Annotated in this window: 14 protein-coding genes and 1 riboswitch; of the genes, 8 read left to right on the top strand and 6 right to left on the bottom strand. The window is 51.2% G+C overall.

Annotation, left to right across the window (positions count from 1 at the left end; all coding sequences use genetic code 11):
• Positions 1–129: 129 nt before the first annotated feature.
• Complete coding sequence (locus L6H98_RS30705; protein ID WP_236421494.1) at positions 130–2,208, top strand: PBP1A family penicillin-binding protein; 2,079 nt, start codon at positions 130–132, stop codon at positions 2,206–2,208.
• Positions 2,209–2,386: 178 nt separating this feature from the next.
• On the opposite strand, the gene L6H98_RS30700 is transcribed toward L6H98_RS30705, so the two are convergent.
• Positions 2,387–2,890 carry a YwhD family protein gene (locus L6H98_RS30700; protein ID WP_236421493.1) on the bottom strand — a complete coding sequence of 168 codons (504 nt, stop codon included), beginning with the start codon at positions 2,888–2,890 and terminating at the stop codon, positions 2,387–2,389.
• Between the two features lie 100 nt (positions 2,891–2,990).
• Between L6H98_RS30700 and L6H98_RS30695 the strand changes: the two genes are divergently transcribed.
• From L6H98_RS30695 to L6H98_RS30675, 5 genes are all read left to right on the top strand, one after another.
• Entirely contained in the window at positions 2,991–4,982 is a 1,992-nt protein-coding gene (locus L6H98_RS30695) for a M1 family metallopeptidase (protein ID WP_236421517.1), read from the top strand.
• 10 nt (positions 4,983–4,992) lie between these two features.
• Positions 4,993–5,835 carry a hypothetical protein gene (locus L6H98_RS30690; protein WP_236421492.1) on the top strand — a complete coding sequence of 281 codons (843 nt, stop codon included), beginning with the start codon at positions 4,993–4,995 and terminating at the stop codon, positions 5,833–5,835.
• Between the two features lie 251 nt (positions 5,836–6,086).
• Positions 6,087–6,224: riboswitch (cyclic di-AMP (ydaO/yuaA leader) on the top strand.
• A gap of 19 nt (positions 6,225–6,243) precedes the next feature.
• Positions 6,244–6,699, top strand: a complete 456-nt coding sequence (locus L6H98_RS30685) for a C40 family peptidase (protein ID WP_236421516.1) — start codon at positions 6,244–6,246, stop codon at positions 6,697–6,699.
• 279 nt (positions 6,700–6,978) lie between these two features.
• A complete protein-coding gene (locus L6H98_RS30680; protein WP_236421515.1) occupies positions 6,979–7,431 on the top strand; it encodes a GNAT family N-acetyltransferase in 453 nt (150 codons plus the stop codon).
• A gap of 191 nt (positions 7,432–7,622) precedes the next feature.
• Positions 7,623–7,979 (top strand): cytochrome c, encoded by a 357-nt coding sequence (locus tag L6H98_RS30675; RefSeq protein WP_236421491.1) that lies wholly within the window; start codon positions 7,623–7,625, stop codon positions 7,977–7,979.
• A gap of 132 nt (positions 7,980–8,111) precedes the next feature.
• On the opposite strand, the gene rbsK is transcribed toward L6H98_RS30675, so the two are convergent.
• The 3 genes from rbsK to L6H98_RS30660 all read right to left on the bottom strand — a co-directional run bounded on the left by rbsK (position 8,112) and on the right by L6H98_RS30660 (position 9,916).
• Positions 8,112–9,092: a ribokinase gene (rbsK, locus tag L6H98_RS30670; protein ID WP_236421490.1), complete on the bottom strand. Its 981-nt coding sequence runs from the start codon at positions 9,090–9,092 to the stop codon at positions 8,112–8,114.
• A gap of 44 nt (positions 9,093–9,136) precedes the next feature.
• Positions 9,137–9,433 (bottom strand): 4a-hydroxytetrahydrobiopterin dehydratase, encoded by a 297-nt coding sequence (locus L6H98_RS30665; protein WP_236421489.1) that lies wholly within the window; start codon positions 9,431–9,433, stop codon positions 9,137–9,139.
• Between the two features lie 189 nt (positions 9,434–9,622).
• Positions 9,623–9,916 (bottom strand): hypothetical protein, encoded by a 294-nt coding sequence (locus L6H98_RS30660; RefSeq protein ID WP_236421488.1) that lies wholly within the window; start codon positions 9,914–9,916, stop codon positions 9,623–9,625.
• 231 nt (positions 9,917–10,147) lie between these two features.
• On the opposite strand from L6H98_RS30660, the gene motA reads away from it, so the two are divergent.
• Both motA and motB read left to right on the top strand, forming a co-directional pair.
• Positions 10,148–10,948 carry a flagellar motor stator protein MotA gene (gene motA / locus L6H98_RS30655; RefSeq protein WP_236421487.1) on the top strand — a complete coding sequence of 267 codons (801 nt, stop codon included), beginning with the start codon at positions 10,148–10,150 and terminating at the stop codon, positions 10,946–10,948.
• Complete coding sequence (gene motB / locus L6H98_RS30650) at positions 10,935–11,750, top strand: flagellar motor protein MotB (protein WP_236421486.1); 816 nt, start codon at positions 10,935–10,937, stop codon at positions 11,748–11,750. The genes motA and motB overlap by 14 nt, the downstream gene beginning before the upstream one ends.
• 155 nt (positions 11,751–11,905) lie before the next feature.
• Here motB and rluF read toward each other — a convergent pair whose 3' ends face one another.
• Together rluF and L6H98_RS30640 are read right to left on the bottom strand one after the other, a co-directional pair.
• Entirely contained in the window at positions 11,906–12,607 is a 702-nt protein-coding gene (gene rluF / locus L6H98_RS30645) for a 23S rRNA pseudouridine(2604) synthase RluF (protein ID WP_236421485.1), read from the bottom strand.
• Positions 12,608–12,625: 18 nt separating this feature from the next.
• Positions 12,626–14,974 carry a PAS domain S-box protein gene (locus L6H98_RS30640; protein ID WP_236421484.1) on the bottom strand — a complete coding sequence of 783 codons (2,349 nt, stop codon included), beginning with the start codon at positions 14,972–14,974 and terminating at the stop codon, positions 12,626–12,628.
• Positions 14,975–15,267 lie beyond the last annotated feature (293 nt).

The raw sequence follows: 15,267 nt of genomic DNA, 5'->3' as shown, positions 1-15,267 counted from the left end.
GCGATAGATGTTTCATCTGCAAAACGGTTTTTTTCCGTGAAAATGCTACAATTTACAAGGACTCCGGCTAAACTGAATATACCTTACAACAGAATCCCATACTGGAAATAAAAGAAAGGAGCCCGTCCCATGAAACAACCTGCCCAGAAGACCCGCAAACGCGGGTTCCGCCTATGGAAGTGGATCAAAGGCCTGTCCCTGCTCCTCATGCTCAGCCTCATCGCTGCAGCTGCGGGACTTGTCTATTTATATGCAACCAGTCTGCCTTTAGCCGATTCTGACCGGAATTCAAGGCTGCTGGACAGCCAGGGCGAGGTCATCGCCACGTTTTCTGCCGGAGGCAAAGATTCGGTTCCCGTGCAGCTTGATGCCATTTCTCCTGACCTGATCAACGCGACGTTGGCTGTTGAAGACCGCAAGTTTTATGACCACCACGGTTTCGACATTCGCGGACTGGGACGGGCCGTATTGGTCAATCTGCAGCATATGCAAATGTCCCAGGGGGCCAGCACGCTCACCCAGCAGCTTGCACGCAACCTGTATCTGTCCCATGAAAAGACGTGGACCCGAAAAGCCAAGGAAGCCATCTATACCGCTCAATTGGAGATGAAGTACAGCAAGGATGAAATTCTGCAGATGTATCTAAACGAGATTTATTACGGTCATGGAGCGTATGGAATCGAATCAGCCGCAAGAATGTATTTCGGCAAATCGGCCAATCAGCTCGACTTGGCGGAAAGCGCCATGCTCGCCGGCATCCCGAAGGGTCCGACCTATTACTCTCCATATAATCATATGAAAAACGCCAAAGACCGCCAGCGCATCGTACTGAATTCCATGGCGGAAACCGGAAAAATCACGCAATCCGAGGCGGATAAGGCCTATGAGGAAATACTCTCCTTCAAGCCGGAAAGCGAGCGCAAAACGGTGGAGCAGGCACCTTATTTCCGTGACTATATCCGCAGCCTGGCGATCAACGAGCTGGGCATCAGTGAAGCCATGCTGGACCATGGAGGACTGAATATCTATACCACCCTTGACCTGCGCATGCAAAAAGCAGCCGAGGACGCTGTAGCTAAAGGCATGGATCCCAAAAGCGAGCTGGAAACGGCCCTGATTTCCATTGACCCGCGAACCGGGTATATCAAAGCGATGGTCGGCGGCAAAAATTATCGCACCAGCCAGATCAATCATGTGCTGGCAACGACCCGCCAGCCAGGCTCGGCTTTCAAACCGATCATGTATTTGGCGGCACTGGAGTCCAAACAGCTCACGAGTGCCTCCATCTTTAATAGTGAACCTACCTTGTTCCATTATGATAACGACCGCAAAACCTATAAGCCCGGCAATTTTGGAGACAAGTATTTGGGCGAAATTGATTTGAGGCAAGCCATAGCAGCTTCGGACAATATCTATGCGGTCAATACGATCATGAAGATCGGACCGGAAAAGGTCGTGGACATGGCCCATACGTTGGGGATTACAAGCAACCTCAGCCCGGTGCCTTCCCTTGCGCTCGGCACTTCGCCAGTCAGCCCGCTCGAGATGGCCTCGGCGTTTTCCGTTATCGCCGCAGGCGGGCAGCGTACCCCACCCGTCGCAATTCTCCAGATAACGGATGCAGCCGGAAGAGTGCTGTATGAAGCGCCGCAAACCAAGGCAGAAACGGTCGTTGAGCCCTCTGCAGCGTATGTTCTGACACGTTTAATGGAGAGTGTGTTCGAGAGTGGCGGAACCGGCAACCGGGTATCGGCAACGATGAAACGCCCCGTGGCAGGCAAAACCGGCACAACCAACACCGATGCCTGGCTTGTCGGCTTCACGCCCGAGCTGTCCACTGCCGTATGGGTGGGTTATGATCAAGGAAAATCCATATCCACCTCGGACGGAAGACGGGCTGCTCCCATCTTTGCCCAATTTACCGAACAGGCGCTGGCGAGCGTGCCGCCCAAAATATTCCCGGTACCGGATAACGTCGTGAGCGTGTACATCAATCCGGAAACCGGACAATTGGCAGGCAACGGTTGCGCAGAGAAGCGGCTCGAAGTGTTTATGGCGGGAACGGAACCAACCGATGTATGCCGGGGTGCCGATTCGGATCCTAAAGATGCTGCAGACCACAGTAAGCCTGATCAACAGAGCGAACAAGCGCTGCAGGAGGAAAAGCATTCCTGGTGGAAGGACTTTAAACGCTGGTGGGTGGAATAGCGCTATTGACCCCACCCTTTCCGAATTATCCAAATGACGAATAATACCGCTGCAGCCAATGCGGCATAACGCAAAAGCCCTGCAAGCCGAATGAATCAGGCTGCAGGGCTCTTTTGACGTTCGTTCAATCAGGTTAAACCCTGATGATGCAAGCGGCAGTTACGCCAATGCTTCGTTGTTATGCCAACGCTTCTTTCAACTCATCCGGGGAAGCGTTCCACCAATCTTCATTGTGGGAGATCAGCAAATTCTTGAGCGCCGCACGTTCCGCGGGTCCAAGCTCATCCAGCATAATGCGGCGTTTCAGTGCGTAGTCCATACGATTGACGTGATCTGCAAGCAATTTCCAGCCTCGTTTTGCCTCTGTATCGATCCACATCTCGCACGCGGTAGCTCCACCATACAGCTGCCCGTTCTCGTTGCGATCCACGGCTACCCATACCAGCCAAACCTGGCGTCCGTTCGGTACGTCTTCCCGATTTGTTGAAAATTTGATGCCTCGCTCCACCTTGCTTTTTGCATGCATTGCACCAATATCGATTTTGGCCTCCCCTTGGTCGATGATGACTGGGGAAAGGTTGTTCAGGTCGATGGATCCTGCTCCAAAACCTTTATGCTTGCTTTTTGAACTTACGATATTCAAGGCAATCTGTTTCTTGCCGTTTTGCTCGTTCTGATCCATGTTCTAGCCTCCAAGGGTTGATACCAATATTTTAACTAATAATCGTCCGGTTGCAAACATATACATGCTGTAGATGCTTGTCAACGGGAGGTATTGAATGATGATTTCACGACGCGCCAAGATCCGGCTCACTGCATGTCTTGTCCTTTTTCTTCTAGCCGGAGCGGCATGGTTCATTCTGGGTAAACCCCAAGCCACAATATCCGAATTGCCCGCGTTCGCTCCGGAATCGGGCAAGCCTGTGGCACCCGCACAGCTCCCGAACTCCCCTGAGAGCGTGCAGACACCCACTGCAGAAGTGCTCAGTGATCGCGTGGTGGAATATCACATCGACGTGAAGCTGGCGGATGATAACGTCCTTCAAGGAACGCAGACCCTCACTTGGACCCATCCGGGCAAAAAGACAGTCAACGAGCTTTACTTTCATCTGTACCCCAACGCCTTTTCCTCCCAAAACACAACATTCATGCAAGAATCGGGCGGAAAACTGCGAGGTGACGTCATGCCGGCGAACGGTTACGGTTCCATGACGATTACTGAGATGAAAACGGAGGACGGGCTCTCCCTAATGCATCGCATGCAGTATGTTCAACCGGACGACGGTAATATCAAGGATCGTACATTAATCAAGGTTCGTTTGCCTAAACCGGTCAAAGGCGGAGAAACCATCACGCTGCATACCCGATTTGAGGTCAAGCTCCCCCAAATCTTTGCCCGAATGGGCACCGCGGGCAATTTCGTCATGGCAGGCCAGTGGTTTCCCAAACTGAGCGTCTACGAGCCTGCAGGCCGTAGAGACCGTGCCGTTGAAGGGTGGAACCTGCACCAGTACCACGGCAACTCGGAATTTTATTCGGATTTTGGCATCTATAGCGTACGCATTCGGGTACCGGAGAAATACAAGGTGGCAGCCACAGGTTTCCCAACCAGACCCTCTGTCGTAAAAAACGGAGAAAAAATCTATCAATTCTATGCCGACGACGTGCATGATTTTGCCTGGGCCGCCTCACCGGACTTCGTCTATGCCGAAGAGCCCTTCTCCGCACCCAACGTGCCTGGCGTGCGCATCAAGCTATATTTGGATCCTGCCCATGAGGACTTGAAAGAACGTTATTTCTATGCAGCCAAAGCCGCATTGACCAATTACAGCAAATGGTTCGGGCGTTACCCTTACTCCACATTATCCATCGTGGTTCCTCCGAAAGCCGGTAACGGTGCCGGCGGCATGGAGTATCCAACGCTCGTTACAGCGTTTGGCGCGGACGATACGTCCCCGGGTTATGATCTGGAACGCACCGTTGTGCACGAGATTGGGCATCAGTATTTTTACGGTATGGTCGCAAGCAACGAATTCGAGGAGGCTTGGTTGGATGAGGGCTTCACCTCCTATGCCGAGGATAAGGTGATGGAACTGGAATACGGCCTTATTCCCAACCTGCCTGTACAAGCTGGTCTCATTACCTCCCCTGCCCCGCTTACGCAAGAGTCGTGGAAGTTCGATTCGCAGAATGACTACGCCTCCAACGTGTATACGCGCGGCAAACTCGTGCTTCTCGGCATCGAACAGCAGGTCGGCGCCAAAACGATGGAACGTATTCTTTCGACCTACGTCAAAAAGTACCGGTTCAAACATCCTTCCTCCACGGATTTTCAGAGGGTGGTGGAACAGGTCACGCGAGCCTCGTGGTCCGAATATTTCAACCAGTACGTATACGGCAGCGGCATGGCCGACTTCGCGGTTGAAAAAATCTCGGTGAAACCCGTGCAAAAGGAAGGTAACACCTGGTATGAATCGTCTATCACGGTCCAGAAAAAAGGCAGTGATTACAAGGGCGTGCCCGTTCGGATCGTGTTTGAAGACGGCCACGTCGTGAACAAGCAATGGGATGGACGGGAAGAGCGGATTACTTACCGTCTCACTTATTCTTCTCCCGTCTCCTGGGCCATGACCGACCCGCTGTACAGCATGGTGCTGGAGAACCGGCATATGAACAATTTTTTAAAAGCCGGCCTGGATGAGCCCGTCCAATTCCGCTGGAGCCTGGGCGCAACCAAACTAATAGAAGCCATTTTCGGAGGTCTGACATGGTGAGGTGGAAACAGTGAAAGCTAAAATACGCGAAGGCTGGTTTCTCGTCCGCCAGCACATGTTCATTGCCGCGCTTTTATTCTTGTATCAATTGGTCTGGGGTTACTTCCTGTTCCGGATGGTACAGTCGGCAGTCGTGCCGCTCCTGCGGCGCTATCCTGAGCCTGAAGCGGGCGAACTCAGCACATTATTGTTCAAAATGGAAAGCCAGCTCAGCCTGTCTGCCCATCCGGAAGTACATCGATACCTTTGGATTCTGGGGGCCATGCTGCTCTTGCGGATGCTAATCAGCCCCCTGATCCATGCCGGCCTGATGTACTCGCTGCAGCATTTCGAGCAAACGGATGAACGTATCCCGTTTGTGAAAGGCATTCGCCAGCTTTGGAAGCCGATCCTGCTCCTGCAAACGGTCCGGACCTTGCTCATCTTGTTGCCCGGCTACTGGCTTCTGCCAAAGCTGTATGCCATTCTGATGGACGGGTTCCATTCACTCGCCCTGCTGATGCCCGGGATTCCTTATATCGCCGGCTGGATCGTCTATGGCTGGATCGTGCATCATGCCTTGTTGTACATGCAGTTCGGGGTCTCGGCTCCAGAAAGCCATGAACCGATAAAAAGCGCGTTCCACGCGCTGTGGATCGCGCTCCGGAGCATTATGACCGTGACGGGCATTGCCCTTATTCTCGGTGTTTTCCACCTGCTCCTCTTCGGCGCATTCACCTCGTTCTCCTGGTGGTTGACCGGTCTTGCCGGACTGATCCTGCAGCAAACCTATCCGCTTGCACGCTGCATCCTCAGCCTGTGGAAAATATGCGCTCATTTTCGCCTTTGGCAATCCAAGCTCGCCAAACATTAAGTCAGGGGTTGGCGAGCAAATTTGTTACCATCTCCATGTTAACTTTTATTTATAAAAACGCTTTAAAATCAGCAATCCCCGACCTTTCCCCGTCTAAGGTCGGGGATTTTTTTGCTAAATTTGCTGTTAAACGTTGCCAAACAGGTACACCTCTGTTACAATATTCCCAGTGATCTTTTAGTAACAACTTTGTAATCTTTAACTTCATAATTGTAACTACTTAAAATTGTCATATTGATTTCACAGGTGCACATCATGATAAGCCAAATTCCTGGCACCTGGGAAGCGGGGGAACCAGTTATGGGTGAATTGATCTTGCTACAGAGGGATCATAGGGGACCTTCAACCGAATCCTTAAGCTAACCTCGCAGGCGTTGGAAGGGGAAAAATCTTTTGTTTAAGAAGAAAATCACCGCAGCTGTACTCAGCCTAACATTCGCACTATCGCTTGGGGCAGGAAGCGCATTCGCAGATTCTAAAATGGATGAAGTCATTGATTCGGCAATGGGAACTACATATAAAAGCGGTGGAACAACCCTTAGCGGTTTCGATTGCTCAGGATTCACGCGTTATGTATTCGACAAGCTGGGCATTGATTTGGCACGTCAATCAAGCGCTCAATACGAAATGGGCGATTCGGTATCCCGCATGGAAATGAGACCAGGCGATCTGGTATTCTTTAACACGACAGGTAAAGGCGTTTCCCACGTCGGCATCTTTGTCGGCGAAGGCAAATTCGCACATTCTTCTTCATCAAAAGGTGTAACTATCAGTTCCCTGAGCGAAAACTATTGGGCTGACCGTTATATCGGCGCCAAACGCATTATGAGCACGGACGCATATGAGACGCTTGCACTCGACTAAGGACAAGCTAGGCAACGTCATACTGTAACGAAGCTTGAACAAAAACCGTTGGCATCATTCTCCGCAGGAATGATCCCAGCGGTTTTTTTGCATGCGTCCGTGCCCTTATGATGATTTTACCCATCCTGTTATAATATAAACGGCGAATGGCGTATTATGAATATATATAACGGAATAGACAGGACTTTTGTTTCACTTTTTTCAAAGCTTGTCCTGTTTCGCATCAGGAAAGGAGGCACGGTGGTGTACGAAGGTTCAACCACATTCAACGTTATTCCGATGCAGGAAGAACACGGCGAACAGATCTGCAGTTGGGCATATGATCCCCCGTACAACATCTATGGGTTCCTTCCTTGGGAACAGATGAAGGCGCTTGAGATCGAATTTGGGGATGATCGGCTAAGACGAGAACAATATGTCGCCGTCCTCACGGAGCATGGCGAATTAGCGGGATTCGCGCAATACTTTCCGCTGGAAGGCGTAACGCGCATTGGTCTCGGGATGAGGCCGGAGCGCTGCGGACAGGGCCAGGGCATGGAGTTCGTGGCAGCCATCGTCCAGGAGGCCCGGCGCCGCAATCCTGAAAATGAAATCGATCTGGAGGTGCTGACCTGGAATCATCGGGCCATTCGGGTGTATCAAAGGGCAGGATTTGCGATTCACGACACCTATGAACGAATGACGCCGGAAGGAATGAAGCTTTTTCACTGCATGGTTTATGAAGGCTTTTAATTCTACCGGACGGCCGCCTCTCTATTAGTCGGTTGAATTGAATGATATGTGAACCAGCATCGCAAATCCTGCAAAGGTGTAATTGGTTATGATAATTTCCACAAAATGCTATGCTGTCCCACCCGGTTCCGGTATAATGAGATGGACAGTTGGAGTAAGATGATCTTTCATTCTGGAGGGGGACTTAAGGGATGCACAAATGGATCATGAGCGGAATATTTTTTGCAGCATGCGCGTTGGCAATCGTGTTAATGTTTACGCTTCCAGGGAAAGAGGAGGTGGCTGAGGAGGCCAAACCCACCATGCCGGAAGTCACGATGGACGCTGCCCAAGCGGAGGCGACCGTCAAAGCCAACTGTATCTCCTGTCACGGAGATCAGCTTCAAGGCGCCGTTGGCCCCAATCTGCAAAAGATCGGAAGCCAGGACGACGTGGACAAAATCTACTCCGTCATTCTCAAGGGCAAAGGCGGCATGCCTTCCTTCAAAGGCAAGCTGAAAGAAGAGGAAATCGCCAACATTGCGATGTGGTTGTCGGAGAAGAAATAATACGCAAGCATGGCCCTTCGCACGGGGTGCACATGCAGAAAGGCTCACGGCCCTCTATTGAAGGATCGTGAGCCTTTTTCCATTGCAAAACATAGGCAGCACGGCTGCTGCAGCGCCAAGCCTTGTAGAAGGCTATTTGGACGCTCGCTCCGCGAGGAATGCCTCTACCTCGCGTGCCGTCGGCATCCCGGACTGGGCGCCGAGCTTGGTCACCGACAACGCTGCCGCGCCCATGGCGAAGCCTACGGCCGCGTCCAGCGTTTCGCCGCGCGCCAGGGCTACCGCCAGCGCGCCGTTGAAGCAATCGCCGGCGCCGGTCGTGTCGACGGCGCTCACGGCATAGCCGGGCGCACGGCATGCGCCGGCTTGCCCTGCCTGTACGCGGCCGCCTGGCGCAGCCGCGTAGGCAGCCCCCTCGGGGCCGAGCGTCGTGACGACGGCGGCCCCGAGGGATGCGGCGAGCTCTGCGACCGCCGCATCGACGTCTTCCGGCCGGAGGTGGTCCCGGCCGGTAAGCACGGCGAGCTCGCTGCGGTTCGGCGTAATCACGTCGACGCACCGCAGGAGCTCCTCAGGCAGACCCGGCACTGCGGGAGCCGGGTTAAGCACCACCAGAGCGCTGCCTTCGGCCGCGAGCTGCGCCGCGCGGGTCACCGCAGGCAGCGGAATCTCCAGCTGAAGCAGCACGGCCGCCGCTTCCTTCAGGCTTTTTGCCGCATCAGCCTCATCCATCATTTCCGGCACAACGCTCCCGTTCGCCCCAGGAACGACGATAATTCGGTTATCTCCACCTGACAGCCAGATCGAGGCTGTACCGGTCCCGATTTCATCCAGTACGCGTACCTGAGCAACGTCTACCCCGCTTTCGGTCAAGCTGTCCATCAATCTCTGGCCGAAACTGTCGTCGCCGATGGCGCCGATGATCGTTGTCTCGGCGCCAAGACGCGCGGCTGCCACAGCCTGGTTCGCTCCTTTGCCCCCGGCCAGGTAATGGAGCTCCTCTCCGGTCACGGTCTCGCCTTCTTCCGGAATGATATCCGATTTCACGACCAGATCCATGTTCAAGCTGCCCACGACAGCAATAAGAGGCCTCATCTGATTCTGTTCTGACATGTATGCTTCACTCATTTCCAGCCGTTATGCAATAACCGTTTCAGTTATTCCGAGCTCATTTTCTCGAAAGCTTCATTATACTGTTCCGCTTCCTTGATATCGACCGAAGTAATGCCGCCTTCGTCCCATGACGTCAATCGCAGTGTCACGGTCGTATAGTCGATCGTAATGAAAGGATGGTGATTGAACGCCTCCGAGATCGCGGCTACTTCATCCACAAACGCAATCCCCTTCATGTAACTGGAAAAAACGAACTTGCGTACAATCCAGCGTCCCTCTTCCAGCTCCCAGCCTTCCAGCCTTTCCAAATACGCTTCGATCTCCTCTTGCGAAAAAACCATGTGTCATCTTCCTCCCCTTTGGACGGAAATTATAGGCATCCTTCCGTACTCCCGCTCGCATTTCCATGACTATTATCTTACCACGGCGAAGCCTTTAATCCAACCAGGACGCGGTTTCGCAGCGATGCCGGCTCGGATTTGAAAGCATCACCTTTTGTGTTCACCACAACAAAGATAAATATCCCATGGTCAGATCAACGGAACAAAGGTCAGTTCCTCTTCTCCGATCAACACGTTAATCCGGTGCAGGTCCTTGTCGTGCATGACGACGCCGCTCCCCACCGGTATGACGGGCTGTGTGCCGAGCGCATAGAACAGATCCTCCGCCAAAGCTTCATCGACCTCCAGTTGCTCTGGAGCATCCAAACGGGTCCAGTCCTCTTCGTCCATTTCGAAGAAAACATACCGGTCCGGTATCCGGCCGATCGCCCCTGTCAAATCTGTCAATATTCCTTCATAATCCCGTCCATGCTTTACGCCCATTGGCTTTTCACTCCTGTTCGGCCCCTGCGGAGCGGATTTAATCCTATTATACCTGAAAATAAACCTTAAAAAAAAAGGCCCCTTGGTCGATAAATACTATACATGACCGTTTTAACTATTGGGTAGTTCCCGAGACCTCCCGGTTAGGCGGAATGCGGCGTTACGTTCGTCCGGAAGCCCGAATGAAGCCGCTCGAAAGGATTCAATTTTATCTCATGGATGAGGTGTATAATGGAAATTTCAACGATTATCGGACTCGTTTTGGGACTTGTTTCCCTTGTAGTCGGCATGATACTAAAGGGTGCTCCCATCATCAACCTGGTAAACAACCCGGCAGCTTACATGATCATTTTTGTAGGTACGGCAGCAAGTATTTTTATGGCATTTCCCATGTCGGATGTCAAAAAGATTCCCAAGTTATTCGGAATTTTGTTCAAAAAGCAACAGCTGATCGACCGCGTTTCCCTGATTGGCACGTTTATGGACTGGGCTTCCACCACCCGTCGGGAAGGTCTGCTGGCGCTTGAATCGAAAGTCGAAGAGATCGACGACCAGTTTCTGCGCGGCGGCATGCGCATGATTATTGACGGCAACGATCAGGAATTCGTCAGCGATGTCCTGATGGAGGATATTCACGCAACGGAAGAGCGTCACCGCGCCGGTGCATTGATTTTCTCCCAGGCGGGTATGTACGCTCCTACGCTCGGGGTACTCGGGGCGGTCGTCGGTTTGATCGCGGCGCTTGCCGATCTCAGTGACATGGAAAAATTGTCCCATGCGATCGCGGCTGCATTTATTGCCACATTGCTCGGTATTTTTACCGGTTACGTGTTATGGCACCCGATGTCCAATAAGCTGAAGCGGTTATCCAAGCAGGAGATCGAAATCAAGCTTATGATGGTTGAAGGATTGTTATCCATTCAATCCGGTGTGTCCACCATCGCCATTAATCAAAAATTGTCTGTATTCCTGACGCCTTCCGAACGTAAACAGCTGGAGGAGAAGGAGGGAGCTTCAGGTGAAAAAGGCTAAGAAACACGAGGCGCACGAAGAGCATATCGACGAGAGCTGGCTGCTTCCGTATTCTGACTTGATGACCTTGCTCCTGGCCCTGTTTATTACGCTGTTCTCCATGAGCTCGCTCGATGCAGCCAAATTCGAGCAGATGGCCAGTGCGCTAAGCAGCGCATTGAATGGAGGATCAGGGGTTTTGGACCACACGTCCATGAACCCGACAGACTCCAGCACGGATCTGGGCAAAATGAAACAGGAACCTCAGGAAGTGACTAAAAATAAAACCAATCAGATCACCGATGCGCAGATGGCCCAGAAAGAGCAGGAAGATCTGGAGAAGCTCAAAAAACGGTTGGATCAGTATATTAAACAAAACGGTCTTTCGGACCAGTTAAACACCAAGCTGAACCAATCCGAGCTCAAAATCACGATCAGCGACAACGCGCTGTTCGCCTCGGGACAAGCCACTGTCAAACCGGAATCGCGCGCATTGGCCAAAGCCATTGCCAGCATGCTGGTTGAATTCCCTGAGTACGAGGTGGTTGTATCCGGTCATACTGATAATGTTCCCATTTCCAACAGCCAATATAAGGATAACTGGGACTTAAGTGCGGATCGTGCCCTGAATTTCCTCAAAATATTGTTGTTGAATGCGTCTCTCGATCCCAGCAAATTCACGCCTAGCGGGTATGGAGAATATCATCCGGTTGCCAGTAACGATACTTCGGCTGGAAGAGCCCAAAACCGGCGTGTAGAGGTCTCGATTATTCGTAAATACCAGAGCGGAAACACCGCCACGCAGTCTGTGAATCAGAATTAACAACTAAGGTCGCTGACCCATTGATTTTTGGACCGTCCTCCCTAGCGGAGGACGGTTTTTTTATTGCCCCGCATCCATGGGAACGCATACATTCGCCGTTTATAAAAAACCCTGTCATCTTTAGACAACAGGGCTCGTACGGATTTCCGGCTACGTCACTCCAGGTGATAGTCGAGCATGCGGCCCAGTTCCTCTTTCTCATCGGCACTCAGCTCTCTCCATACCCCTGTAGCTTGTTCGCCCAAATGAATGTTCATGATGCGGACGCGTTTAAGTCGTTTAACCTCATAACCAAAGGCACTGCACATCCGGCGTATTTGACGATTCTTCCCTTCGGTTAAAATAATGCGGAATACTCGCTCCGATATTCGGTTTACTTTGCAGGGCAACGTCATTTCTCCCAAAATGCGCACGCCCGTGCTCATACCTTTCAAAAAACTCGTCGTCACTGGACGATCGACCGTCACGATATACTCCTTTTCATGGCGGCCCTCCGATCTCAGGATCCGGTTAACGATATCCCCATCGTTGGTCATTAGAATCAGACCCTCCGAATCCTTGTCCAAGCGGCCGATCGGAAAAATGCGCTCTTTATGACCCACGAAATCAACAATGTTGCCGCGTATATGCCGCTCGGTCGTACTCGTAATGCCTACCGGTTTGTTCAGGGCAATGTACACATGCTTCCGTTTCTCCCGAATGGGCTTGCCATTAATCCGGACATCATCGCCCTCTTCTGCCTGACTTCCAAGCTCCGCCTTCACTCCATTGATGGTCACTTTTCCGCTTTCCACCAATTTATCGGCTTCACGTCTGGAGCAATAGCCGGTTTCACTAATAAACTTGTTAATACGCAAAAGCTCATCTCACCCCATCTAATTCTCTTTGTCTGCCAAAGGAGGCTGCTCTTCCTCATCTTCTTCCTGATGTTTCTCCTCTTGCTGTTGCAGCCCGGAAGAAGGAAGCTCAATGATTACGGTAGTCCCTTTGTTCATGACGCTTTTAATATCCATCATGCCCTTATGGGATTGAATGATGCGCTGGCTGACCATTAGACCAAGCCCCGTGCCGGTCTCCTTGTTCGTAAAGAACGGCTCACCCAGCTTGGGCATAATCTCTTCAGGAATACCGATGCCCTCATCCTTGATTTCGATTCGCACCCGCTGCTGTTCCTCCATATACTTCAGCTTGATCCGAATCGCCCCACCTTCAGGCATGGCCTCCATGCCATTTTTGAGCACGTTAATAAACACCTGCTTCAGTTGGTTCTCTTCACAGTGTACCATAGCCGATTCGGGCGAGGCATTCAATATAAATTCAACGCCGTGCAAATGCGCCTGGCTGTCGAGCAACGAGATCACGTCTCCCAGAATGAAGCGAATATCGCGGTCCTGAAAATGCACAGCCTGGGGTTTGGCGAGAATCAGGAACTCGCCCACAATCAAGTTGATTCGGTCCAATTCGGATAACATCAGGTCCAAATGGCGATGGTTCAACTTGTTCGTCTGTTGTTGGAGCTGCAAAAATCCGCGCAGCGTTGTTAACGGGTTGCGAATTTCATGCGCCACACCTGCGGCGAGCTGGCCAACGGTCGTCAGCTTCTCCGAGCGTCTTAGGAGCTCTTCCATGCGATTTCGGTTGGTAATATCTCGCGATACACTGATGAGCGCCGTAATTTCCCCTTCCTCGTCTCTCACCGGAGCTGTACTGACGCTAACTTCAACCCGGCTTCCATCCTTCTTCATCCACACCGTCTCATTGGACGTAATGGATAATCCCTCAACGAGTTGGGCATGCTGCTCCATCATCTCTTCCTCCGCATCCGGAGGAATGATTCTGAGCTTACGTCCCTCTACCTCCCGGCTCTTCCATCCGTATAACTGTTCGAAGGCCCGATTGACCCTAAGCACATTACCTTCCAGATCGGTAATGTGTATGGCATCCGCAGTCTGATTGATGACGGATTCGAGGTGTTCCTTTACGGCCCTGTTTTCCTCATACATCTGCTTGAGGCGATTCGTGTAATGTCCGAGATTGCGAATCATGGCATTGATCCGGTTGGCCAACTGTCCCAGTTCGTCTCTCCTTCGAATTTTGAGGCGGAAGTCGAAATGCCCGTCGGCAACATCGTTCACCTTGTCCAGAATGGATTGAATCGGACGCGTAATATACCCTGCCAGCAAATAACTGCCAAAGATCACAATCTCCAGCAGAACCAGGGAGATTGAGGCATGGCTGACCAACTGTTCGGAAATCATGGAAGAGATCTGCCTATAGTCCGTGACGATGCTGATAACGTATGAGGACTGATTCGGCGCAAAGATCGGAATAAAGCTTTTGAGCACTTTTTGACCACGCGCTTGGCTCACGAAGGTGACGTTCTGGCCTGTGCGTACGGCTTTGACTACGGCTCGATGATCTTCTTCAGCAGTGCCGTACTGGTACGTGCCGAAACGGATGGGTTTATTATTGAGCTTGTTGAACTTCTCGTCTCTCCCGTCCACGTTCATGGTTGGACTCCCGAAGGTCAGAGGGTTGATTCCGGTAATTTCAAGAATGGAAGGATTGACCTCTCTGATTTTGTTCAGTATCTCATTCGGGCTAGAGATCTTCACATAGTCATCAACTTCGGCGTTATTATAGAAGGGATTGATTATGTAGTTTCTCTTGCCATCATGATAATAGCCCCATATATCTACATCCGACGGGCTTGAAGTGGAGTACTCGAAACCGTCTGACCAGAAATGGTCCTTCGTTTGACCTTGCGGAATCGTAACTTGATGTTTATCGAACAACTGCTTGAATGCTTCATACCAATAACTCATTGATTTGGTGGACAATCCAATCTCCCTTGGATCAGAGGAACGGGTGACGACAATATCGTCCGGGGTTTGCTCCAACAGCGAAATATGGGAAACGCCGACCTTTTGGCTCAGGCGAACCAGTTCTTCATTTGTGATATTATTAATATCCGGGTCCAGCTCTTCGGCAGCTATGATGGATGCAAGCCACAAATTGTTGCCGATTTGCCGTGTGACATAATTCGAACTGTACTGGTTCTGTTCGACAGCGATTGCAATCTGCTTGGCCGTGAGCACCATTTTCATTTCACTGTCCTGTCGCAGGTTTTCTTCCGTAGTATAATAATTTAGCGCGATGTTCAAAACGAGTATGACAAACACCGAGCACGACATGATTATGGATAACTTCGTTTTGATAGACAAATTTTTTGTTCACCTCTTGGCTTGTACCTTTGGCGATATATGGCAAATACTATATCCATCATAACGGTTGAATGGGTATTTGAAAAGGAGAATTGACCACAGTCCAAAAGTTACCGTTTGGGTCATCAGGTCGAAATTCATTGTTTTTTGTCATTTTCGCATCTACAATAAAATCAATCATGATTTTATACACAAATCCACAGGCTTGTGGATATCCTGTTTATAACTATGTGAGCAACTACTATGTTATCCACAGACTTATACACAACATGTTAACAAACGAATGTTTGTTC

It is taken from the genome of Paenibacillus sp. JJ-223 (assembly GCF_927798175.1).
GTDB classification, from domain to species: domain Bacteria; phylum Bacillota; class Bacilli; order Paenibacillales; family Paenibacillaceae; genus Paenibacillus; species Paenibacillus hubeiensis.
The sequence above is the reverse complement of the archived record's forward strand: the minus strand, read 5'-3'. Positions and strand labels throughout refer to the sequence as shown.